Origin of the sequence: Streptomyces lacaronensis (genome assembly GCF_047337785.1) — a bacterium.
In the GTDB taxonomy this organism is placed as follows: domain Bacteria; phylum Actinomycetota; class Actinomycetes; order Streptomycetales; family Streptomycetaceae; genus Streptomyces; species Streptomyces lycopersici.
Window position 1 is genome coordinate 10,649,942 of the sequence record NZ_JBLHDK010000003.1, and the last position, 22,843, is coordinate 10,672,784.

Annotated in this window: 20 protein-coding genes; 14 read left to right on the plus strand and 6 right to left on the minus strand. The window is 75.0% G+C overall.

The features are described from left to right. Positions 1–11: 11 nt before the first annotated feature. Positions 12–119, plus strand: a complete 108-nt coding sequence (locus ACMTAK_RS46145; RefSeq protein ID WP_413813201.1) for a hypothetical protein — start codon at positions 12–14, stop codon at positions 117–119. On the opposite strand, the gene ACMTAK_RS46150 is transcribed toward ACMTAK_RS46145, so the two are convergent. From ACMTAK_RS46150 to ACMTAK_RS46170, 5 genes are all read right to left on the minus strand, one after another. Further along, entirely contained in the window at positions 116–1,519 is a 1,404-nt protein-coding gene (locus ACMTAK_RS46150) for an MFS transporter (RefSeq protein ID WP_413811680.1), read from the minus strand. The two genes, ACMTAK_RS46145 and ACMTAK_RS46150, sit on opposite strands and share 4 nt — an antisense overlap. A 109-nt stretch (positions 1,520–1,628) precedes the next feature. Further along, the gene (locus tag ACMTAK_RS46155; RefSeq protein WP_413811681.1) at positions 1,629–3,146 is read right to left on the minus strand and encodes a mannitol dehydrogenase family protein; all 1,518 of its coding nucleotides are present in this window, start codon (positions 3,144–3,146) and stop codon (positions 1,629–1,631) included. A gap of 5 nt (positions 3,147–3,151) precedes the next feature. Continuing rightward, positions 3,152–4,357 carry a D-mannonate dehydratase ManD gene (gene manD / locus ACMTAK_RS46160; protein WP_413813202.1) on the minus strand — a complete coding sequence of 402 codons (1,206 nt, stop codon included), beginning with the start codon at positions 4,355–4,357 and terminating at the stop codon, positions 3,152–3,154. 14 nt (positions 4,358–4,371) lie between these two features. Next, positions 4,372–5,373, minus strand: coding sequence for a 2-hydroxyacid dehydrogenase (locus ACMTAK_RS46165; RefSeq protein WP_413811682.1), 1,002 nt, complete (start codon positions 5,371–5,373; stop codon positions 4,372–4,374). Beyond that, positions 5,370–6,419 (minus strand): LacI family DNA-binding transcriptional regulator, encoded by a 1,050-nt coding sequence (locus ACMTAK_RS46170; RefSeq protein ID WP_413811683.1) that lies wholly within the window; start codon positions 6,417–6,419, stop codon positions 5,370–5,372. The genes ACMTAK_RS46165 and ACMTAK_RS46170 overlap by 4 nt, the downstream gene beginning before the upstream one ends. Positions 6,420–6,611: 192 nt before the next feature. On the opposite strand from ACMTAK_RS46170, the gene ACMTAK_RS46175 reads away from it, so the two are divergent. Beyond that, positions 6,612–7,625, plus strand: coding sequence for a cation diffusion facilitator family transporter (locus tag ACMTAK_RS46175; protein ID WP_413811684.1), 1,014 nt, complete (start codon positions 6,612–6,614; stop codon positions 7,623–7,625). 30 nt (positions 7,626–7,655) lie between these two features. Here the strand turns inward: ACMTAK_RS46175 and ACMTAK_RS46180 are convergent, their stop codons facing one another. Beyond that, positions 7,656–8,015 (minus strand): ArsR/SmtB family transcription factor, encoded by a 360-nt coding sequence (locus tag ACMTAK_RS46180; RefSeq protein ID WP_137976599.1) that lies wholly within the window; start codon positions 8,013–8,015, stop codon positions 7,656–7,658. A 254-nt stretch (positions 8,016–8,269) separates the two neighbouring features. Here ACMTAK_RS46180 and ACMTAK_RS46185 point away from each other — a divergent pair, with 254 nt between their 5' ends. From ACMTAK_RS46185 to ACMTAK_RS46240, 12 genes are all read left to right on the plus strand, one after another. Continuing rightward, on the plus strand, positions 8,270–9,535 hold the full coding sequence (locus ACMTAK_RS46185) for an APC family permease (RefSeq protein WP_413811685.1): 1,266 nt from the start codon (positions 8,270–8,272) through the stop codon (positions 9,533–9,535). Positions 9,536–9,765: 230 nt separating this feature from the next. After that, a complete protein-coding gene (locus ACMTAK_RS46190; protein ID WP_413811686.1) occupies positions 9,766–11,133 on the plus strand; it encodes an MFS transporter in 1,368 nt (455 codons plus the stop codon). Positions 11,134–11,226: 93 nt separating this feature from the next. Next, positions 11,227–12,198, plus strand: coding sequence for an NAD-dependent epimerase/dehydratase family protein (locus ACMTAK_RS46195; protein WP_413811687.1), 972 nt, complete (start codon positions 11,227–11,229; stop codon positions 12,196–12,198). 66 nt (positions 12,199–12,264) lie between these two features. Next, positions 12,265–13,941 (plus strand): carbamoyltransferase family protein, encoded by a 1,677-nt coding sequence (locus tag ACMTAK_RS46200; RefSeq protein WP_413811688.1) that lies wholly within the window; start codon positions 12,265–12,267, stop codon positions 13,939–13,941. 88 nt (positions 13,942–14,029) lie between these two features. Then, positions 14,030–15,076, plus strand: coding sequence for a glycosyltransferase family 2 protein (locus ACMTAK_RS46205; RefSeq protein WP_413811689.1), 1,047 nt, complete (start codon positions 14,030–14,032; stop codon positions 15,074–15,076). Between the two features lie 166 nt (positions 15,077–15,242). Next, complete coding sequence (locus ACMTAK_RS46210) at positions 15,243–15,758, plus strand: D-glycero-alpha-D-manno-heptose-1,7-bisphosphate 7-phosphatase (RefSeq protein ID WP_413811690.1); 516 nt, start codon at positions 15,243–15,245, stop codon at positions 15,756–15,758. Continuing rightward, positions 15,755–16,894, plus strand: a complete 1,140-nt coding sequence (locus tag ACMTAK_RS46215; protein WP_413811691.1) for a glycosyltransferase family 9 protein — start codon at positions 15,755–15,757, stop codon at positions 16,892–16,894. Before ACMTAK_RS46210 ends, ACMTAK_RS46215 begins: the two co-directional genes overlap by 4 nt. Positions 16,895–16,903: 9 nt before the next feature. After that, the gene (locus ACMTAK_RS46220) at positions 16,904–17,869 is read left to right on the plus strand and encodes a glycosyltransferase (protein ID WP_413811692.1); all 966 of its coding nucleotides are present in this window, start codon (positions 16,904–16,906) and stop codon (positions 17,867–17,869) included. Then, the gene (locus tag ACMTAK_RS46225; protein WP_413811693.1) at positions 17,866–19,110 is read left to right on the plus strand and encodes a glycosyltransferase; all 1,245 of its coding nucleotides are present in this window, start codon (positions 17,866–17,868) and stop codon (positions 19,108–19,110) included. Before ACMTAK_RS46220 ends, ACMTAK_RS46225 begins: the two co-directional genes overlap by 4 nt. Further along, positions 19,107–19,853 (plus strand): D-sedoheptulose-7-phosphate isomerase, encoded by a 747-nt coding sequence (locus tag ACMTAK_RS46230; protein ID WP_413811694.1) that lies wholly within the window; start codon positions 19,107–19,109, stop codon positions 19,851–19,853. Before ACMTAK_RS46225 ends, ACMTAK_RS46230 begins: the two co-directional genes overlap by 4 nt. 72 nt (positions 19,854–19,925) lie before the next feature. After that, entirely contained in the window at positions 19,926–21,380 is a 1,455-nt protein-coding gene (rfaE2, locus tag ACMTAK_RS46235; RefSeq protein ID WP_413811695.1) for a D-glycero-beta-D-manno-heptose 1-phosphate adenylyltransferase, read from the plus strand. After that, positions 21,377–22,591 (plus strand): glycosyltransferase family 9 protein, encoded by a 1,215-nt coding sequence (locus tag ACMTAK_RS46240; protein WP_413811696.1) that lies wholly within the window; start codon positions 21,377–21,379, stop codon positions 22,589–22,591. Before rfaE2 ends, ACMTAK_RS46240 begins: the two co-directional genes overlap by 4 nt. The last annotated feature ends 252 nt before the right edge of the window (positions 22,592–22,843 follow it).

The following is a 22,843-nucleotide window of genomic DNA, read 5'->3' on the forward strand; positions in this document are numbered from 1 at the left end:
AGCAGCGCCAACTGGCCCGTGCGATCACGAACGCGCGGGGGATGGCGCTGCTGCCCCACGTCCCGGGCTACGGGATGTCCGCCGCGTGGCAGGGGCTTCGCTTCCGGACCCGGGGTTAAGGGGCGGAGCCCCGCACCGGCTCGGTGGCGTCGGCCGCGGTGTTCAGATCGCGGTCGAGGGTTTCCGGGGACATCCGGGTGGCGACGAGGCTGACCGCCGTGACCAGCGACATATAGATGGCGACCGGTATCCAGGAGCCGGAGAACGCGGTGAGGAGCGCGCTGCAGATCAGCGGTGCGACCCCGCCGCCGATCAGCGAGGAGAACTCCCGGCCCAGCGTGACGCCCGCGTAGCGGTAGCGCTTGCCGAACAGTTCGGGGAAGTAGCTCATCTGGACGCCGACCGAGCCGTGGCAGGCCAGGATGAAGCCGATGACGATGGCCACGATGATCGCCACGTGTGAGCCGGTGTTCAGCGCGATGAAGGTCGGGGCCGGCAGCAGCACCAGCGCGGCGGCGATGGTGGAGTACACCGGGCGCCGTCCGAGGCGGTCGGAGAGCGTGCCGAAGCAGATGGCCGCGAGACCGCCGCACAGGGCCCCGATCAGCAGCACCTGGGGGACGAAGTCCTTGTCGACGCCGACGCTGGACACCAGGTAGGAGGCCATGAACACCTGGTACGTGTAGGACTGGGTGCTGACGCCGAAGTTCATGAACAGCGCCAGCAGCATGGGCTTCCGGCCGTGCTGGAAGACCTCCTTCACCGGTGAGGCGGGCCGTTCCCGCTGCTCCTTGAGTTCGGTGAAGACCGGGCTCTCGTTGAGCTTGCGGCGCAGCACCAGGGCGATCACGGTCACGAGGAGGCTGCTGCCGAAGATCAGCCGCCAGCCCCAGCTCATCAGGGCGTCGTCGGGCAGTCGTTGGGCGAGGATCCAGGCCACCGCGCCCAGGGCGGTGCCCAGCGCGGCGCCGGTCATGACGAGGGAGGACAGTCTGCCGCGGCGCCCTGGGGCCGCGGTCTCGGTGAGCAGGGTGGCGCCGCCTGACTGCTCGGCCCCGGCCCCGAACCCCTGCCCCATGCGGCAGATGAGCAGCAGGATCGGGGCGAGCAGTCCCACCTCGTTGTAGGTGGGCAGCAGTCCGATGGCGAGGGTGGAGCCGCCCATCAGGAGCAGGGTCGCCACCAGTACCCACTTGCGGCCGAGGCGGTCGCCGTAGCGGGAGAAGAAGAGCCCGCCGAGCGGGCGGGCGGCGAAGCCCACGGCGTAGGTGCTGAAGCTGGCCAGGATGCCCACGGACGGTGAGGCGTTGGGGAAGAACAGATCGCTGAAGATCAGCGCCGAGGCGGTGCCGTAGATGACGAAGTCGTACTGCTCGAGCGCGGTGCCGATGAGACCGGCCAGGGCGGCGCGGCGCACCGCGCTGGGGTCGGCGGGTGGTTCGGCGGGGGTGGAAGGGTCGGAGGGGGAGGTGGCCGGTGACGGGGGACGCGCGGTGGCGGGGGTGGGATTGCTGTCCATGATCCATGCCTCCTTGAACGGATCGACGCAGCGGAGCGGTGAAGGGGAGCAGGGGAAAGGGGACGGGGGAAGTGGAGAGATGGGGAGGTGGGGAAGGTAGGGGACGGGGTCAGCGGTGGGCGGGGGTCCGGAGGGCCCCGGCGGCGTCGGCTGCCGCGGCGGCGGGGCCGTGGCGGACGATGAGGTCGATCAGCTCGGATACCCGGGCGGCGAAGTCCGGGTGGTCTCTCAGTCCGTCGCCGAGCAGCCCGCTGTCCAGGACGGCCTCGACGAAGGACGGCCCGGAGGCGGTGGCGCTCCGCGCGGCGATGGTGGCGAGCGTCTCCCGGGCGGGGTCCGCCATCGCGGTGGCGTGGGGGCCGGGGGAGAAGCCGGGGCGCGGTGCCACGCAGCACAGGTACGCGGCGACGGTGAGCGCGAGATGGTGGGGCATGCGTCCGGCGCGCAGGTGGAACAGGGCGGGTTCGGGGACCCGTTGGCGTAGTTTGACCGAGCCGTCGGAGCCGACCTGCCGGGTGCGGTGGCCCAGGGCGGTGTTGGCCCAGCGGTCGAAGAGCTGTCCGATGTAGTGGTCGAGGTCGATGTCGGTGGGCACGGTGAGGGTCGGCAGATAGTCGTCGTGGAGCGCCGCGCGGGCGGCTTCGGCGATGAACGGCCGGGCGGTGGCGTCCGGGATGGTCTCCCGTCCGTCCAGCGCGCCGAGGTAGGCGATGAGGGAGTGGGTGCCGTTGAGCAGGCGCAGCTTCAGCAGTTCGTAGGGTTCGACGTCGTCGGTGAAGAGCGCCCCGCCGGTTTCCCAGCGCGGGCGTCCGGCGGCGAAGCGGTCCTCCATGACCCACATGCTGAAGGGTTCGGCCGGTACCGGGACGGTGTCGCGTACGCCGAGGTGGGTGGCGACGGCGTCGCGGTAGGTGTCGGTGGTGGCGGGGACGATCCGGTCGACCATGGAGCTGGGGAAGGTCACCGCGGATTCCAGCCAGGGCGTGAGGTCGTCGCGTTCGGCCGCCGGGAGGGCCTGGGTGAACTCGTGGACGAGCCGCCTGGTCTGGGTTCCGTTGCCGACGAGGTTGTCGCAGCTGAGCACGGTGACGGGCGGGCCTCCGGTGCGCATGCGGCGCTGGAGGCCGCAGACGATCTGGCCGATGGTGGTCTGTGGTGGCGTATGGCCGCGCAGGTCGGCCTGGACGGCGGGGGCGTCGAGGTCGAGGCCGCCGGTGCGGGGGGAGAAGGTGTAGCCGTGTTCGGTGACGGTCAGGGTGATGACGGCCGTGGTGGGGGCCGCGAGGGCGTGGAGGAGGTCGTCGGGCTGCTCGGTGGCCACCAGGGCGCCGGTGTGCACGGCGGGGACGGTGACGCGGGTGTCGTCGGGGGAGATCTCCACGACGGCGTAGGTCATCTCCTGGTCGCGCATGGCCCGCGCCACGGTGGCGGAGTGGCTGGCCACGCCGAGGATGCCCCAGGGGCCGTCGGTGTGGCGCAGGGCGGCGGCGGTGTGGACGGCCTGGTGGGCGCGGTGGAAGTTGCCGAGGCCCAGGTGGACGATGCCGGTTTCGGCGGGCGGGTGGGGGCGGGTGAGGGCGGCCGCGGGGGCGGTGGCGCGGCGGAGGCGGGGGAGGGTGTGGGGCATCGGTGTCACCAGTCCGTCATCGAGCCGTCGAGCCGTCGCGCGACCGGCAGATAGGCGGGTTCGTAGGGGTGGCGGGCGGCGAGTTCCTCGTCGATCTCGACGCCGATGCCGGGTGCTTCGCCGGGGTGGAGGTGGCCGTCGGTGTAGGACCAGGCGTGCCGGAACACCTCGTGGACCAGGGGTTCGTAGCCCATGTACTCCTGGATGGCGAAGTTGGGGGTGGCCAGGCCGAGGTGGAGTGAGGCGCCGAGGGCGACGGGTGAGATGTCCGAGGGGCCGTGCGGTCCGAGCCGCACCTGCCAGAGGTCGGCGAGGGTGGCGATGCGCCGCAGATGGCTGATGCCGCCCGCGTGGCTCACACAGGTGCGGATGAAGTCGATCAGCTGCTCGGTGATCAGCGTCTGGCACTCCCAGACGGTGTTGAACACCTCGCCGATGGCCAGCGGGACGGTGGTGTGGTGGCGGATGTGCCGCAGCACCTCCTGGTTCTCGGCGGGGGTGACGTCCTCCAGCCAGAAGAGGTCCGCCGGTTCCAGGGCGCGGCCGAGCCGGGCGGCCTCGCCGGGGGTGAGCCGGTGGTGGGAGTCGTGGAGCAGTTTCAGCTCGGGGCCCACGTGTTCGCGTATCCGGGTGAGGACGCGGGGGATGTGGCGGAGGTAGGCGTCGGTGTCCCAGGTCTCCTCGACGGGGGCGGCGCCCCGGCCGGCCGGTTCGTATCCGGTGCCGCTCCTGCTGACGCCGTAGACCATCTCCAGGCCGGGGACGCCGCTTTGGGCCCGTACGGCGCGGAAGCCGCGGTCCCGCCGCACCTCGATGGACTCCAGCAGTTGGGGGAGGTCCCAGCCGGTGGCGTGGGTGTAGGCGAGGATCCGGTCGCGGACCGCGCCGCCCAGCAGCTGGTAGACGGGCTGTCCGGTGGTCTTGCCCTTGATGTCCCACAGCGCGATGTCCACCGCGCCGATGGCGGTCATGGTCACCGGTCCGCGCCGCCAGTAGGCCCCGCGGTAGAGGTACTGCCAGGTGTCCTCGATGCGGGCCGGGTCGCGGCCGATCAGGAGGGGTGCGAGGTGGTCGCGGAGATAGGAGGCGACGGCGAGTTCGCGGCCGTTGAGGGTGGCGTCGCCCCAGCCGGTGACGCCGTCCGCGGTGGTGATTTTGAGGAGGACGAAGTTGCGGCCAGGGCTGGTGACGAGGACGTCGACGGCGGTGATGGTGTCGTTCGTCGTCACGAGGCCACCGCCACCACGTTGTGGAGCGGTTCGCCCGCGGCGAGCCGGCGGATGTTGGCGGTGATGTCGGCGGTGCGGTGGACGAAGGTCTGGCGGGTGAGGCCCGAGGAGTGTGGGGTCATCAGCACGTTGTCCAGCGTGTCGAAGGGGTGCTTGCCGGGGGCGGCGGTGTGCCCGTCGGCCGGGTAGCGGTACCAGACGTCGATCGCGGCGCCGCCGATGGTGCGGTCGCTCAGCGCCTCGTACAGCGCGTCCTCGTCCACGACGGGGCCACGGCCGACGTTGACCAGGACCGCGTCCGGGCGCATCCGGGACAGCTCGGCCGCGCCGATCAGCCCGGTGGTGTCCTCGGTGAGCGGCACGGAGATCACCACGGCGTCGCAGCTCTCCAGCAGGGCGTCGAGCTCCTTGACGGCCCCGGTCCACAGCAGTCCGTGGGCCGCCGCGTCCACGTCCCCGCTCCGGGTGACGGCGGCGCCCCGCGCGCCGAACGCCTGGAACAGCCGCCAGCAGCGGGCCCCGATGTGGCCGAAGCCGACGAACCCGACGGTGGCGGCGGTCAGATCCTCCGCCCAGGGGGCCCGTGGGTCATGGGCGGGGGTGTCCCAGTGTGCTTCCCGGCGCAGCGCGGTGTGCTGGCGCAGAAAGCCACGGCGCATCAGGATCGTGGCGGACACGGTGTATTCGGCGATGGCGTTCTCGTGGTGGAAGGTGTTCGCCACCTGGGTGCCCGGCGCCAGCGCGGCGATGTCGATGTTGTCCGTCCCGGCGCCGGCGGCGTGGACCAGCCGGAGCCGGGTGGCGGCCGCGGCCATGGCGGCGGTGCACCGGCCCGAGACGAGGACGTCGGCGTCCGCCATGGCGGTTTCGACCGCCTCGGTGTGCCGGGGGTCGGGCCAGTGGACGACCGTGCCGTGGGGGAGGGCGGCCTCGAACTCGGTGCGCAGCGGGGCGAGATTGGGGTCGGCGACCACCACGGTCAGGGGGTCGGCGGTCATGGGGCGTCCTTGGTGGCGGGGACGGTGGGAACGGCGGGCGTGCCGGGTGCGGTGGTCGTGGCGGGGCCGGTGGAGTCGCGCACGATGAGCTGCGTGGGCAGCCGGTGCGTACGCGGGATCTGCCGCTCGCCCGCGAGGATCTGCCCCAGCGTCTGCAGGCTGAGCGCCCCGGCACGGGCCATCGGCACGGCGACGCTGGTCAGGGACGGCTGGGAGACCTCGGCGAAGGGGATGTCGTCGAATCCGATGACGCTGAGGTCCCCGGGCACGTTCAGCCCCAGCGCCCGGGCGCCGGTCAGCACGCCGAACGCCATCAGGTCGTTGTGGGCGATGACGGCGGAGGCGCCCGAGGCCATGACGCTCGCGGCGGCGGCGGTACCGCCCGCCACCGTCTCGGACTGCCAGCCCAGCAACTCCAGGTCCAGCCCGGCGCGTTCGGTCTCGGCGCGGATGAGGTCCACGCGGTGGGCGTTGGACCAGGAGCGCCGCATGCCCTGGACGTAGGCGATCCGCCGGTGTCCGAGGGCGGCGAGGTACTCCACGGCCTGGCGCATGCCGTGGGCGGCGTCGGCGAGCACACAGTCGGTGCCGGACGTTTCGCGGTTGACCAGCACGGCGGGGGTGCGGCCGCAGATGTCGAGCACGTCGTCCGCGTCGAGCCGGGGAGAGCACACGACCAGGCCGTCCGCCCGCTCCTTCAGGTGTGCGAGGACCTCGCGCTCACGGTCCGGGTCGAGGTCGGTGTCGGCGAGGACGACGGTCTGCCTGCGGTGTCGGCACTCGCCCTGTGCGGCCTTGACGAAGGCCCCGAAGACGGGGTTGGCGATATCGGGGACGACGAGCGCGACGGTGGCGGTCTCGGCTCGGGCCGCGGTGGCGCTCTCGGCGGTGCGCGCCACGGGTGGTTCGTACCCCAGCTCCTGCGCGACGGTCAGCACCTTGCGCAGGGTCTGGGGGCCGAGCCGGCCGGGGTCGCTGAACGCCCGGGACGCCGTGGACAGCGCCACGTTGGCGCCCTTGGCGACATCGGTCAGGGTGGGGGCCATGGCAGCCCGTTACCGGTGTGACGAGGTGGGGTGGATGAACGGCATGTGGCATGGTCTTCACCGTTGCGCAACCTTGTCAATGCTTGCCAAAACATTGGCAAGGCCGGTCGGCGCCGAGGTCTTCCGTGGTCCGGCGGAGTCCTCCCCGGCTCAACGGGTGCATGCGTGCGCGTGTATGCACATAATGGCGGCATGGAGTCGCATCACCACGGACACCGGCGCCACCACCGCCGGCACCAGCTCGCGCATCTGCTGACACCGCACTCCCACGAGTCGGCGCGGAAGGTCGACTCCGCGCTGGAGTCCTCGGCCGAGGGCATGCGCGCCCTGTGGCTCTCCCTCGCCGTCCTGGGCGCCACCGCGGTCCTCCAGGCCGCGGTCGTCGTGCTGTCCGGCTCGGTGGCGCTGCTGGGCGACACCGTCCACAACGCCGCCGACGCGCTGACCGCGCTGCCGCTCGGCGTGGCGTTCGTCCTGGGGCGCCGCGCGGCGAACCGCCGGTTCACCTACGGCTACGGCCGGGCCGAGGATCTGGCCGGGATCGTCATCGTCCTGACCATCGCCGCCTCGGCGGCCCTGGCCGCGTACGAGGCCGTGGAGCGGCTGCTGGACCCGCGCGCCATGTCCCACCCGGGCGTCGTCGCGGTCGCCGCGGTCCTCGGCTTCATCGGCAACGAATGGGTGGCCCGGCACCGGATCCGGGTCGGGCGGCGGATCGGCTCGGCGGCCCTGGTCGCCGACGGGCTGCACGCACGTACCGACGGCTTCACCTCCCTGGCGGTGCTGGTGGGCGCGGGCGGCGCGGCGCTCGGCTGGCAGCGCGCGGACCCGATCGTCGGCCTGGCCATCACCGCCGCCATCCTGCTCGTCCTCAAGGACGCGGCCCGCGAGGTGTTCCGGCGGCTGATGGACTCCGTCGACCCTGCGGTGATCGACGCGGGCGAGGCCGCCCTGCGCGAGGTCCACGGAGTGCTCGGTGTGACCGAGCTCCGGATGCGCTGGATCGGCCACCGGTTGCGCGCCGAGGTCACGGTCGAGGTGGACGGCGGCCTGGACCTGCGGGCGGCGCACGATGTGGCGGTCGGGGCCGAACACGCCCTCCGCCACGCGGTGCCCCGGCTGACCGCCGCCCTGGTGCACACCGATCCGGCCCCCGGGCCGGGCGCGGAGGATCCGCATCGGCTGCTGGCCCACCACGCCGGGTGAGGAGATCCCGCCGGCGTCCTCTGCCGAGGCTCAGTCGTGCGGCGGGGCCCCGGTGACCATGTGGTCCGCGTGGTTGACGGCCTCGGTGACCAGCCGGCGCAGATGGCCGTCGTGGAGGGAGTACACCGAGCGGCGGCCCTCCTTGCGCACCTGGACCAGCCCGGCCAGCCGGAGCTTGGCCAGATGCTGGCTCACCGCCGGGCGCGCCGCCCCGCTGGCCTCGGTGAGGGTGTTGACATCGGCCTCGCCCCGGGCCAGGGACCACACCAGATGCAGCCGGGTCGGGTCGGACAGCAGCGAGAAGACATTGGCGGCCGTGGCGAACTGCGCCGCGCCGCTGGGATGCGCATGCGACCGGGTCGCAGTTGAGGAGGGTTCGCTGACCGGCATGTCCCCATCGTAGAGCGGCGGGCGAAGGGCGGACCCCGCCCGGCCCGCACGGTGTCGAGCGGGAAGACCGGCACGGTGCCGAGCGGGAAGACCGGCCGAAGCGCGGCCGGTGGCCGAAACCCGGCACCATACTGGAGCACATGCGCTACGCCGTCCCCCGCCAACTCCCGCTGGCGCGCGCCCTCGGGCCGGTCACCGGCTCACACCCGCGCCGCCGGACCGAGTACGGTCACGACACAGGCCGGGGCTGAGCGATGGGGGACACGGTGAACACTCCTGCCGGGCCGGGGGAGTTGCGGCGGCGTCTGGGGGTCTTCGACGCGGTCGTGGTCGGCCTGGGGTCGATGATCGGCGCGGGCGTCTTCGGGGCGCTGGGGCCCGCGGCGCGGGAGGCGGGGACGGGGCTGCTGCTCGGCCTGGTGGCCGCCGGGGTGGTGGCGTACTGCAACGCCACCTCCTCCGCGCGGCTGGCCGCCCGCTATCCGCGGTCCGGTGGCACCTATGTCTACGGCCGTGAGCGGCTGGGCGACTTCTGGGGGTATCTGGCCGGCTGGGGGTTCGTGGTCGGCAAGACCGCCTCCTGCGCGGCGATGGCCCTGACCGTCGGCTCCTATGTCTGGCCCGCCCAGGCACACGCGGTGGCGGTGGCGGCCGTGGTGGCGCTGACGGCGGTCGACTACGTGGGGGTGCACAAGGCCGCCTGGCTGACCCGGGCGATCGTGGCCGTCGTGCTCGCGGTCCTGGCCGCCGTGGTCGTCGCCCTCCTCACCTCCGGGGAGGCGGACGCCGCACGGCTGGAGATCGGCGGCGACGCCACCCTCGGCGGGGTGCTGCGCGCGGGCGGCCTGCTGTTCTTCGCCTTCGCCGGATACGCCCGGATCGCCACCCTCGGCGAGGAGGTCCGCGACCCGGCGCGCACCATCCCCCGCGCCATCCCCCTCGCGCTCGGCATCACCCTGGCCGTCTACGCGGCGGTCGCGATCGCCACGCTGACCGTGCTGGGCAGCGGCGGGCTGGGCGCGGCGGGCGCCCCACTGGCCGACGCCGTGCGCGCCGCCGGGCTCCCGGGGCTGTCGCCGGTGGTGCGGGCGGGCGCCGCGGTGGCCGCGCTGGGGTCGCTGCTCGCGCTCATCCTGGGTGTCTCCCGGACCACTCTGGCCATGGCCCGCGACCGGCACCTGCCGCCCGCGCTGGCCGCCGTGCACCCACGATTCGCGGTGCCGCACCGCGCCGAGCTGGCCGTGGGCGCGGTGGTGGCGGTCCTGGCGGCGACGGCGGATCTGCGCGGCGCGATCGGGTTCTCCTCGTTCGGGGTGCTGGCCTACTACGCCGTCGCCAACGCCTCCGCCTGGACCCTCACCCCCGCCGAGGGCCGCCCACCGCGGATCGTGCCGGGGCTCGGCCTGGCCGGCTGTCTGCTGCTGGCCTTCGCCCTGCCGGTCTCCTCGGTGGTCTCCGGCGCGGCGGTGCTGGCCCTGGGCGCCGCGGCCTACGGTGTGCGGCGCGCGGTGGCCGCGTAGGCGATCCGGCGCCGGTGCCGTGCGCCTGGCCCGGGAGGCGTCCCTTGCCGCCGCTCTGAGCAGGGCATATGCCGGTTTGTGAGGAAACCCACCCCGGTTGGATTCCACGTCCGGGAGATCCGTCTGTGAGCATGGGGCGTCGCTGACGTACGGCAATCCGTGTCAGCCGGGCCCCGGATACGGGCCCTCTCCGCTTCTGCCCCGTACCCGGAAACCCGCCTGCCCTTGCCATGACCACCTCCTTGCCGCCCCTCATACCCACCCCCCGCTCCCCGGAGCGGGGCACACGCACGCCGTGGCGCAGTCTGCGCCACCGCGCCATGCGGTGGTGGTCGGCGGCGAACCTGGTGTCCAATGTCGGCACCTGGATGCAGCTGACCGTGCAGAACCTGCTGGTGCTGCACATCACCGGCTCCGCCGCCACCACCGGGCTCTCCCTCTCCGTGCAGGCCGCCCCCGGGCTGCTCATGGGGCTGCTCGGCGGAGCGGCGGTGGACGCCTGGCCGCGCAAGCTCACCGCGGCCGTCAGCCAGGCGGTGCTGGGCCTCGTCGCCTTCGTCACGGCCGCCCTGGTCGCGTTTGACCTGCTCAACGTGGTCTCGCTGATGGTCCTCGCCGCGGTGACCGGTCTCGTCGCCACCGTGGACGCGCCCGCCTGCGCCCTGCTCGGCAACGATCTGGTGCCGCCCGACGACGTCCCCTCGGCGATCGCCCTGGGCTCCGTCGTCAGCAGCGCCGGCCGGCTCATCGGCGTGGCCTGCGCGGGGGTCGCGGTGGGGACGCTCGGCACCGCGTCCGCCTACGCCGCCAACGGGCTGTCGTTCCTGTGCGTCGCGGCCGTCATCCCCTTCCTGCGCCCCCACCCGGGCGCGGCCACCATCGCGGAACCGCCCGCCGCGCGCCGGGACCGGCTCTCCGGCGCCGGTGCCCGCGACGGGCTGGCCTTCTTCGTCAAGCGGCCGCGTCTGGTCGCCCTCACCGTGATCACGGCGGTGAGCGCCGTCTTCGGCCGGAACTACGGACTGACCCTGGCGGTCCTGGTCACCGGCCCGCTGGCCGGCAGCTCCGAGGACTTCGGGACCGTGGCCACCGTCCTGGCCGTGGGCGGGATCGCGGGCGCGGTCCTCGCCGGGCGGATGCAGCGGCCGTCGGTGCGGATGGTGGGCGCGCTCGCCGCCGCCGGGGCGCTGCTCCAGGCGCTGGCCGGGCTGTCGCCGGGGCTGATTCCGCTGCTGGTGCTGGTGGCCCCGATGGCGGTGGCCGAGTCGGTCTCCGACACGGCCGGTACCACGGTGCTCCAGACCGATCCGCCGGCCGGGATGCGCGGCCGGGTGCTCGGCGTGTGGCGCACCGTGCAGACGGGCTGGGGCCTGGCCGGTCCGCCCCTGCTGGGCCTGCTCATGGAGTGGGCGGGGCCGCGCGGCGCCCTGGTGGCCGGTGGGCTGATCATCGCGGCGGTCATCGGCGCGGGCACGCTGGTGCACGCCCGCCGCACCGCTTCCCGCCGCGTGCCGGCCACCGTCGTTGCCGCCGAGCCCGCCGCGGCGGAACGCGCTGCCGCGCCCGTGTCGCACGAGGACCTTTCCCCCATCGGTTGACCTGGTCGGGGAGGGGACGGGGGATGTGCCCTGGTTGCTTCCTTTCGCCGCGGGTACTGGGGTGGGGCCCCAACGCGAAGGAAGGGAGGGGCCATGGAGCGATCCGATGCCGTCGTCCCCGTCCGTACCTGGGCGCACTCCGTGGTCACCGGTGGAGCCGGATTCGTCGGTTCGCATCTGTGCGCGGCGCTTCTCGACCAGGGCACGGCCGTGACCTGTGTTGACGATTTCTGCACCGGAAACCCGGACAACGTCGCCCACCTGATGGACCGGCCCGGCTTCACCCTCCAGCACGCCGATGTCACCGAGCCGTTCGAGGTGAAGCGGCCCGCCGATCTCGTCCTGCACTTCGCTTCCCCCGCCTCCCCGGCCGACTATCTGCGGCTGCCACTGCACACCCTGGAGACCGGCAGCCTCGGCACCCGCAACGCCCTGGCCCTGGCCCGCCACCACGAGGCGCGCTTCATCCTGGCCTCCACCTCCGAGGCGTACGGCGACCCGCAGCAGCATCCGCAGAACGAGCGGTACTGGGGCAATGTCAACCCGGTCGGACCGCGCAGCGTCTACGACGAGGCCAAACGCTTCGGCGAGGCCTTGACCTGCGCCGAGGCCGGGACGAACGGCACGGACACCGGCATCGTGCGGCTGTTCAACACCTACGGACCGCGGATGCGCGGACACGACGGGCGGGCCGTGCCCACCTTCATCCGGCAGGCGCTGGCCGATGAGCCCCTCACGGTCACCGGCGACGGCAGCCAGACGCGCTCGCTCGCCTACATCGACGACACCGTGCGCGGCATCCTCGCCATGGCCGGCTCCGACCTCCTCGGACCGGTCAACATCGGCAACGCGGACGAGATCACCATGCTGGACCTCGCCCACAAGATCATCGAACTGGCCGGTTCGCGCTCCACCGTCGAGTTCATCGGCCGTCCCACCGACGACCCCGCCGTCCGCTGCCCGGACATCACCCTCGCCCGCGGCAAGCTCCAGTGGGCGCCGGTCGTCCCCGCCGACGAGGGGCTGGCCCGCACCATCGACTGGTTCCGGCGCCAGGCCGCCTGACCCGCTCCCCCAACCGTCCGCACACCCCCTTCCGCAGCGGCCCCGGGCCGCCGAAAGGTCACGCCCATGCGCATCCTCGGCATCAACGCCCTCTTCCACGACCCGGCCGCCGCCCTGGTCGTCGACGGCCGTACCGTCGCCGCCGCCGAGGAGGAGCGGTTCTCCCGGCGCAAACACGGCAAGCGACCGGTGCCGTTCTCCGCCTGGGAGCTCCCGGAGAAGGCGGCGGCCTGGTGCCTGGAGCAGGCGGGGCTGCGCCCTGAGGACCTGGACGCCGTCGCCTACTCCTTCGACCCCGCCCTCGCCCGCCCCGCCGCGTCCATGGGCCTGGACGACCCCTGGGACCACCTGCGGCTCACCTACGCCCGCGAGGCGCCCGGCTTCCTGCGCACCGCCCTGCCCGGACTGGACCCGGACGCGGTGCGGTTCGTGCCCCACCACATGGCGCACGCCGCCTCCAGCGCGCTCGCCGCGCCCGGCGCCGACACCAGCTCGGTCCTCGTCCTCGACGGACGCGGGGAGGCCACCTCCCATCTCGCGGCGCGCCGCGTCGGCGACCGGCTGGAGCCGCTCCACGGCCAGGAACTGCCCCACTCCCTGGGGCTGGTCTACGAGGAACTCACCGAGCACCTGGGCTTCCTGCGCTCCAGCGACGAGTACAAGGTGATGGCCCTCGCCTCCTACGGCACCCCGCGGATGCTGGACGAGCTGCGGCGGTATGTGTACGCCACCGGCGACGGCGGTTTCCACGCCACCGGAGTGCCCTGGGCCGAGCTGTGCCCCGCGCTGCGCCCCGGCGAGGCGTGGTCGCAGCCGCACGCCGATCTCGCGGCGAGCGCCCAGGCGTGTCTGGAGGAGACGCTGCTGGACCTGGTGCGCTGGCTGCACGGGCGCACCCATGACCGGGTGCTGACCCTGGCCGGGGGAGTGGCGCTGAACTGCGTGGCCAACTCCCGTATCGCCCGCGAGGGGCCTTATCGCCGGGTCTGGGTCCAGCCCGCCGCCGGGGACGCGGGCACCGCGCTCGGCGGCGCCCTGCACCTGTGCGCGCGGGGCGGCGACCGGCCCGAGCCGATGGCCGGGGCCGACCTCGGGCGCCGCTGGTCGGACGCCGAGCTGGAGGCGTGGCTGAAGACGGCCGCGGTGCCCTACGAACGCCCGGCCGATGTGGCCGAGACGGTGGCCGAGGCGCTCGCGGACGACGCGATCGTCGCCTGGTTCCAGGGGCGCTCCGAGTACGGGCCCCGGGCGCTCGGCCACCGCTCGCTGCTCGCCCACCCCGGCCGCTCGGGAAACCTCGAGCGGCTCAATGACGTCAAGGGGCGGGAGCAGTTCCGGCCGGTCGCCCCGATGGTGCGCGCCGAGCGCGCGGCCGAGATCTTCGACGGCCCGCTGCCCAGCCCGTACATGCTCTTCGTGCACGAGGTCGCGCCGGAGTGGCGGGACCGTATCCCGGCCGTGGTGCACGTGGACGGCACGGCCCGCATCCAGACCGTCGACTCCGCCGGCGAACCGCTGGTGGCTCGCCTGCTGAGCGCGTTCGAACGGCGCACCGGGCTGCCGGTGGTGGTCAACACCAGCCTCAACACCTCGGGCCGGCCGATGGTCGACGATCCGCGCGACGCCCTGGAGTGCTTCGGCTCGGCCCCCGTCGACCTGCTGGCGATCGGGCCGTTCGTGATCCGCCGGGGCGCCTTCTTCGCGGGCGGCCGTCCGGACACGGCCGCGCCCGAGGGGATCTGACGCGGGGTGCCGTACCGCACACGAGCCGCACCTACCCGCGCCCATCGCACACGAGCCGCACCGACCCCCGCCATGGGAGGAGCCAGGTATGACGGACACCGGAGAGCGGACCGACGGACCCGAGTACGCCGTGGTCATCCCGACGCTGGGCCGCCCCAGTCTCTCCGTGACCCTGCGGGCGCTCGCCAACGCCAAGGGTCCCGTGCCCCGGCGGGTCGTCCTCGTGGACGACCGGCCGCTGGAGGACTGCACCCCGCTGCCGGCCGACATCCCCACCGAGCTCGCACCCCTGGTGGAGATCGCGTCCGGCTGCGCCGCCGGGCCCGCCGCCGCGCGCAACATCGGCTGGCGGGCCGCCCCCGAGCCCTGGACGGTCTTTCTCGACGACGATGTGGTGCCCGGTCCCACCTGGGCGGATGACCTCGCCGCCGATCTGGCGGCGGCCGTTCCCGGCACCGGCGGGGTCCAGGCGCGGATCACCGTTCCGCTGCCCGAGGACCGCAGGCCCACCGACTGGGAGCGCAACACCGCGGGGCTGGCCTCCGCCCGCTGGATCACCGCCGACATGGCGTACCGGAGGGCCGCGCTGGCCGCGGTCGGGGGCTTCGACGAGCGGTTTCCGCGCGCCTTCCGCGAGGACGCCGACCTGGCGCTGCGGGTCATGGCAGCCGGGTGGCGGCTGGAGCGGGGATCGCGGGCCACGGTCCATCCGGTGCGCCCGGCGGACCGCTGGGTGTCGGTGCGCACCCAGGCGGGGAACGCGGACGACGTGCTGATGGCCAAGGTCCACGGCCGCGGCTGGTGGGCCCGGGCCGGCGCCCCGCGCGGCCGGCTGCCGCGCCATCTGGCCATCGCGGCGGCCGGTGCCGCCGCCCTGACCGGCGCCCTGGCGGGGCGGCGGCGGGCGGCCGCGGCGGGCGCGGCCCTGTGGCTGGCCGGGACCGCCGAATTCGCCCTGGCCCGGATCAGGCCCGGCCCGCGCACCCCGGACGAACTCGCCACGATGGCCGTGACCAGCGCCGTCATCCCGCCCGCGGCCACCGCGCACTGGCTGGCGGGGCTGGTGCGGCACCGCTCGGCCGCCGCGTTCTGGCGGTCGGCGGCCAGGCGGACCAGGACCCTCGGGCATGGGTAGCGCTTTGTCGCGTTTGGTGATTGACCGTCCGGGCTACTCGGTGCCCGTGTTCGCTACACCTGCACCAAAGGCCCCATCCGTACCGGGAGGGGTGCCGTGGCTGTTCACCCCGGGTGACCGGCCCGGCCGACCCCGCGTACCCGTCCGGCGGGGACTTCCGGGCGCGGTGCTCTTCGACCGGGACGGCACACTGATCCAGGACGTCCCCTACAACGGCGACCCCGCCCGGGTGCGGCTCATGCCGCACGCCAGGGCCGCGGTCGAGGCGGTACGGGAGTGGGGCGTCCCGGTCGGGGTGGTCAGCAACCAGTCGGGCGTGGCCCGCGGTCTGCTCACCCTCGGCGCGGTGGAGGCCGTTCGGCGGCGGGTCGAGGAACTGCTCGGACCCTTCGACATCTGGGCCGTGTGCCCCCACGGCCCCGCCGACCGCTGTGGGTGCCGCAAGCCCGCCCCCGGGCTGATCCACGCCGCGTGCGCGGCGCTGGGCACCGATCCGCGCCGGGCCGTCGTCCTCGGCGACATCGGCGCGGACCTGGCGGCGGCCCGCGCGGCGGGCGCCCGAGGCGTCCTCGTCCCCAACGCGGTGACCCGCCCGGAGGAGATCGCGGACGCCGCGCGGACCGCACCGGACCTCCTGACGGCCGTACGGGGGCTGCCCGCCGGGGCGGGAGACGCCCCATGAGCGCCCGCCACACCGGTCCGCGCACCCTCGTCGTGCGGCTCGACAGCGCGGGAGACGTGCTGCTGGCCGGGCCCGCCGTACGGGCGGTGGCCGCCGGGTCGGCGTACACCGCGATGCTGTGCGGCCCGCTCGGCGAGCCCGCCGCCCGGATGCTGCCCGGCGTCGACGAGGTGCTGGTCCATGACGCGCCCTGGGTGGGCTTCGAGGCCCCGCCGGTGCGCCGCGAGCTCATCGACGCCCTCGTGGACTGCCTGGCCGCCCGCCGCTTCGACCGCGCGCTGATCCTCTCCTCGTACCACCAGAGCCCGCTGCCCGCCGCACTGCTGCTGAAGCTGGCCGGAATCCCCTGGACCGCCGCCGACAGCGAGCACTACCCCGGCACCCTGCTGGACCTGCGCCACCGGCGCGCACCCCACCGCCACGAGGCGCGGGCCGCGCTCGACCTGGCCGAGGCGTCCGGCTTCGCCCTCCCGCCCGGCGACGGGGGCGCGCTGGCCCTGACCGCGCTGCCCGACACCGCCCCGCTCACCGGCACCGACCCCTATGTGGTGGTCCACCCCGGCGCCGCCGTGCCCGCCCGCGCCTGGAGCCCCGCGCGGGCCGCCCGGGCGGTGGCCGCGCTGGAGGAGGCGGGCCACCGCGTGGTGGTCACCGGCGGCCCGGCCGAGAAGGAGCTGACGGCCGACATCGCCGACGGCATCGCCCTCGACCTCGGCGGTCGCACCTCCTTCCCCGAACTGGCCGGAGTGCTCGCGGGCGCCGACGTGGTGGTCACCGGCAACACCGGGCCCTCCCACCTGGCCGCCGCCGTCGGCACCCCGGTCGTCTGCCTCTTCGCGCCCGTCGTACCCGCCGAGCGCTGGGCCCCCTACCGGGTGCCGCACCGGCTGCTGGGCCGCCAGGACGCGGCGTGCGCGGGCAGCCGCGCCCGGGTCTGCCCCGTGCCGGGCCACCCCTGCCTGGACTCCGTCACCGACGCCCAGGTGCTCGCCGCCGTGGCCGCGCTGCTGGCGCCGGACGGAGCCGACATGGCCGCGCCGGGTGCCGGGCGGAGCCGACGTGGCCGCGCCGGCGGTGCCGGGCGGAGCCGACGTGGCCGCGCCGGCGGCGCCGGGCGGAGCCGACGACGACCGTAAGGAGCTCGAATGAACGTCCTCCTGTGGCATGTGCACGGCTCCTGGACCACGGCCTTCGTCCAGGGCCCGCACCGCTACCTGGTCCCCGTCCTCCCCGGCCGGGGCCCGGACGGGCGCGGCCGGGCCCGCACCTACACCTGGCCCGACACGGTCACCGAGGTCACCCCGGAGGAGCTGCGGGACGCCCCCGTGGACCTGATCGTCCTCCAGCGGCCCCACGAGGCCGAGCTGGCGAGGCGCTGGCTCGGCGGCCGCCGCCCCGGGCGCGATGTGCCCGCCGTCTACCTGGAGCACAACGCGCCGGAGGGAGACGTCCCCGGCACCCGCCACCCCTGCGCCGACCGCGACGACCTCACCCTCGTCCACGTCACCCACTTCAACCGGCTCTTCTGGGACAGCGGCCGCGCCCCCACCACCGTCATCGAGCACGGCATCGTCGACCCCGGCCACCGCTACACCGGGGAGCTGACCCGCGCCGCCGTCGTCGTCAACGAACCGATCCGGCGCGGCCGCCACACCGGCACCGATCTGCTGCCCGCCCTCAGCGAGGCCGCCCCGCTGGACGTCTTCGGCATGGCGACCGAAGGCCTCGCCGACCACCTCGGCCTGCCCCCCGACCGCTGCCGCGCCCACGACCTCCCCCAGGCCGAGCTGCACACCGCCATGGCGCGCCGCCGGGTGTATCTGCACCCCGTGCGCTGGACCTCGCTCGGGCTCTCCCTCCTGGAAGCCATGCACTTGGGGCTGCCCGTCGTCGCCCTGGCCACCACCGAGGCCGTCGAGGCGGTGCCGGCCGGGGCCGGGGTGATCTCCACCCGCCCCGACGTCCTCGCCCGCGCGGCCCGCCGCTATCTGCGGGACCCCGACGCCGCCGCCGAGGACGGGGCACGGGCCCGCCGGGCGGCACTCGACGCCTACGGACTCAAACGCTTCCTCGACGACTGGGAGCGGCTGATGGAGGAGGTGACCCGATGATTCCGCGCCACGGACCGCCCGAGCACCTGGACATCGCACTCGTCTCGGAGCACGCGAGCCCGCTCGCCGTGCTCGGCGGGGTGGACGCCGGCGGCCAGAACGTCCATGTCGCCCGGCTCGCCGCGGCCCTCGCCGACCGCGGCCACCGCGTCCGCGTCTACACCCGCCGCGACGCCCCCCACCTGCCCGTGACCGTCCGCCCGCACCCGGGCGTCGAGGTGCGGCACGTCCCCGCGGGCCCCGCCCGGCGGCTGCCCAAGGACGACCTCCTGCCCTACATGCGGCGGTTCGGCGCCTATCTGGAAAGCGAATGGCGTGGCGCGCCACCCGATCTGGTGCACTCCCACTTCTGGATGTCCGGCGTCGCCTCGCTCCAGGCCACCCGCGCCCTCGGACTGCCGCTCGCGCACACCTACCACGCACTGGGCACCGTCAAGCGGCGCCACCAGAAGGACGCCGACACCAGCCCCGCCGACCGCGTCCCCTGGGAGACCGCCATCGGGGAGGGCTGCGACCGGATCGTGGCCACCTGCCGCGACGAACTCGGCGAACTGGCCGCCATGGGGCTGGACCCCGGGCGGATCACCGTCGTGCCCTGCGGAGTCGACCCGCGGCTGTTCACCCCCGCCGGGCCGACGGCGCCCCGCCCGGCCCGCCGGGCCCTGCTCGCCCAGATCGGGCGGCTCGTACCGCGCAAGGGGGCCGCCGTCTCCATCGCGGCGCTCACCCTGCTGCCGGACGCCGAACTCGTCATCGCAGGAGGACCGCCGTCCGCCCAGCTGAGCGACGACCCCGAGGCACGGCGGCTGCGTCGGCTCGCCGACCGCCTCGGCGTCGCCGACCGGGTCCGGCTCACCGGCGGACTGCCGCCGGAGCGGATGCCCGAACTGCTGCGCGCCGCCGACCTCGTGCTGTGCCCCGCCGACTACGAACCCTTCGGGATCGTCCCCCTGGAGGCCATGAGCTGCGGAACGCCCGTCGTCGCCTCCGCCGTCGGCGGACAGCGCGACACCGTCGCCGATCCCGGCACCGGCCGGCTGGTCCCGCCCCGCGACCCGGCCGCCCTCGCCGAGGCCGCCGCCGCGCTCCTCGCCCGCCCGGCGACGCGCGCGGCCTGCGGCGAGGCGGGGCGCCGGCGGGTGCTGACCCGCTACAGCTGGAACCGCGTGGCCGCCGCCACGGAGGCCGCCTACCAGGACGTCCTCACCCCGCACCCGGCACCCGTTACGGAGGCGGCATGAGCACCCGCGATCGTCCCCAGTCCCGACCCCTGCCCCGGGAAGCGGGGGTAGCGGGCACCGGCTCCCGCGCCCGTCGTCCGTCCCCAACCGGGTACGGGCCCGCGGGGACGGCCACGGCCGACCCGCTGCGCGCCGCCCACGCCCACTGCCAGTCGCTCCAGGACGCGCTGGTGGCCCTGCGCGACCAGGGTCTGGAACAGGTGGCCGAGTGGGGGCGCCACCTCGCCGCCACCCTCCCCGTCGGCGGCCGGCTGCTGGCCGCGGGCAACGGCGGCAGCGCCGCCCAGGCCCAGCACCTCACCGCCGAACTCGTCGGGCGCTATCAGCGGGAGCGGTCGGCGTACTCGGCCATCGCCCTGCACGCCGACACCTCCGCCGTCACCGCCATCGGCAACGACTACGGCTTCGAGGAGCTGTACGCCCGTCAGGTGGCCGCGCACGGCAGGCCCGGCGATGTGCTGATGCTGATGTCCACCTCCGGACGCAGCCCCAATCTGCTGGCCGCCGCCGACACCGGCCGGGCCGCCGGACTGTCTGTGTGGGCCATGACCGGCCCCCGGCCCAACCCGCTGGCCTTCCGCGCCGACGATGCCCTGTGCATCGGCTCCGGCTCCACCGCGACCGTCCAGGAGGCGCATCTGGTCGCCCTGCATCTGCTGTGCGACACCTTCGACCACGAGATCGGGGTGGTGGACGGGGCCGCGTCCGTGGACGGGGTGGTGAGGCCGTATCCGTCCTTGTGAGGGCCATGAGGGCTCCGAGGGCCACGAGGGGCCCGTGCCATGGACATCCATCCCCCGATCGGAGGTGAGAGCATGACCGCCGCCCCGCGACCGCTCGTCGTCGTCGGAGACGTCCTGCTGGACCAGGACATCGACGGCGAGGCCACCCGCCTGGCGCCGGACGCACCGGCACCCGTCGTCGATGTGGACGTGGACCGAAGCCGCCCCGGAGGAGCGGGACTCGCCGCCATGCTCGCCGCGCGCCAGGGGCGCGAGGTCGTCCTGGTCACGGCGCTGGGCGACGACACCGCGAGCCAGACCGTACGGAACGCGCTGACCCCGGGCGTGAAGCTGGTGGAGCTGCCGCTGGACGGCACTCTTCCGGTCAAGACCCGCATCCGCGCCGGGGGCCGCCCGCTGGTCCGGGTCGACCGCGGCGGCGGCACCCCCGGGAACCCCGGCCCGGACGCCCTGGCCGCGCTCCGGGACGCCCTCGCCGTGCTGGTGGCCGACTACGGCCGCGGTACGGCCGCCGCGCTGCGGCAGCAACTCGGTGCCGCCGCCCGCCGGGTGCCCCTGGTCTGGGATCCGCATCCGCGCGGTGAGCAGCCCGTGCCCGGCGCACGGCTCGCCACGCCCAGCGCCGCCGAGGCACGCGCCCTGCTCGGGTCGGCCCGCCACGCCCTGTCCGGCGACGCCGACTCGCTGCACGCGCACGGTGGCAGGGGCGCCCGCCTCGCCGAGCGCTGGCGGGCCGCGGCGGTCGCCGTGACCCTCGGCGAACGCGGCGCCGTGCTGGCCCTCCCGCACAGCGAGAACCCCATGTACATGCCCGCGCCCCACCGGGCCCAGGGCGACCCCTGCGGCGCCGGGGACTGCTTCGCCGCCACCGTGGCCGGGGCGCTGGCCGACGGGGCGCTCCCGGAGGAGGCGGTGCAGCTCGCCGTCGCCGAGGCGGCCGAGTTCGTCACGGCGGGCGGCGCCGGGAACCCCGCGCTGTGGGATCTCCCCGGCGGCCCCGGGACCCACCCCACCGAGCCCCGCCGCCCCGCCGACGCCCACGCACTGGCCGAGGCCGTCCGCGCCCGCGGCGGCACGGTCGTCGCCACCGGCGGCTGCTTCGACCTGCTGCACGCCGGACACGTCGGGCTGCTACAGAACGCCCGCCGGATCGGCGACTGCCTCATCGTCTGCGTCAACTCCGACGCCTCCGTGGGCCGCCTCAAGGGGCCCGGCAGGCCCATCAACCCGGTGGCCGACCGGATCCGCGTCCTGTCCGGACTCGGCTGTGTGGACGCCGTCGCCGTCTTCGACGAGGACACCCCCGAAACGCTGCTACGGCAGCTGCGCCCCGATGTGTGGGTCAAGGGCGGCGACTACAGCGCGGACGCCCTGCCCGAGACCGCCGTACTGCGCGACTGGGGCGGCCAGGCCCTCGTCCTGCCCTACCTGGCCGGCCGCTCCACCACCGAACTGGCCCTCCGAGCCGCCCTCGGCCCCCACACTTCCACCCAGCCCGCCACGTCACCCCTCCACCCCCGCCAATGACCGGCCGCTCTGCCGCCGACGGCCCCGGCAGGCCTGACCGCCCCGCGTTCGGGGGTTCCGGCCGCCTTGCCGGTGGCAGTCCCCGCAGTTCTGCCGCCGGTAGCCCTGCCGTCGGCAGTGCCGGGTGCTCTGCCGCCGGTAGCTCGGGCCGCCCTGCCGGTGGCAGCTCCGGTCGCCCTGCTGCCGACGGCCCTGGCAGCCCCACCGCCGACCGCCCGCGGCTGCTGGTCCTGCGGGCCCTCGGGCTCGGCGATCTGCTGACCGCCGTCCCCGCCCTGCGCGCGCTGCGGCGGGCCCATCCCGGCCACGAACTGCTGCTCGCCGCGCCCGCCCGGCAGGCCCACGCCGCGGCCGCCGCGGGAGCCGTCGACCGGGTGATCCCCACCTCGGCCCCTGGCCGGGCCGTCCCCGGCCGGATCGACTGGAGCGGGCCGCCGCCCGATGTCGCGGTGGACCTCCACGGCAACGGCCCGGCCAGCCACCGCCCGCTGTCCCGGCTGCGCCCCGCCCGGCTGCTGGCCTACGCCCATCCCCCGGAGCGGACCGCCGGGCCTCCGTGGCGCGAGGACGAGCACGAGCGGGACCGCTGGTGCCGTCTGCTCTCCTGGTACGGCATCCCTGCCGACCCCCAGGACCTGCGCATCCCCGGACCCGAGCGCCCCTCGCCCGCGCCGGGCGCCGTGGTGGTCCACCCCGGCGCGGACGCGGCGGCGCGTCGGTGGCCCGGCGCGCGGTTCGCCGCCGTGGGCGCCGCGCTGCGCGCCGCCGGCCACCGGATCGTCATCACCGCAGGCGCCGGGGAGGCCGGGCTGGCCCATGACGTGGCGCGGCGCGCCGGGCTGCCCGGGTCGGCCGTGCTGGGCGGCGACACCGACCCGCCGTTCGCCGAACTTGCGGCGCTGGTGGCGCAGGCGCGAGCGGTGATCGTCGGCGACACCGGACTGGCGCACCTGGCGACCGCCGTGGGCACACCGTCCGTCGTCCTCTTCGGCCCGGTGGCCCCCCGGCTGTGGGGCCCGCCGCCCGGCCCGCTTCACCGGACGCTCTGGCACCCGGACAACGACGCCGCCCGCCCCGGTGACGCCCACGGAAACGTCCCGGACGAGCGGCTGTTGCGGATCACGGTGCCGGAGGTCCTGGAGGCCCTCACCCGGCTCCCCGACCCCGCTCTCCGCCCCGCGCGGCCCACACTCACCGGCGCCGGAGGCTGACCTCGCACCCAACCACTGGCTGGCCCGGCGGGGCGATGTCGATCATTGACCACGGCCGCACGAAGCCGAGCGCCGTACTGCCGCCGTCACAGATGCGGCCGCGTGAGCAGACCACCGGCCCGGCCGGGGCGGGCGGGGAGCAGCTGCTGCCGCGATGTGGTCACGGCCGCCGTGGTCGCTCCGCGTCGGCGCCGGCATCGTCGGGGCCGAGCTGCGGGCCAGGGGGCCCAGCACCGGCTCCCTGCACGCACC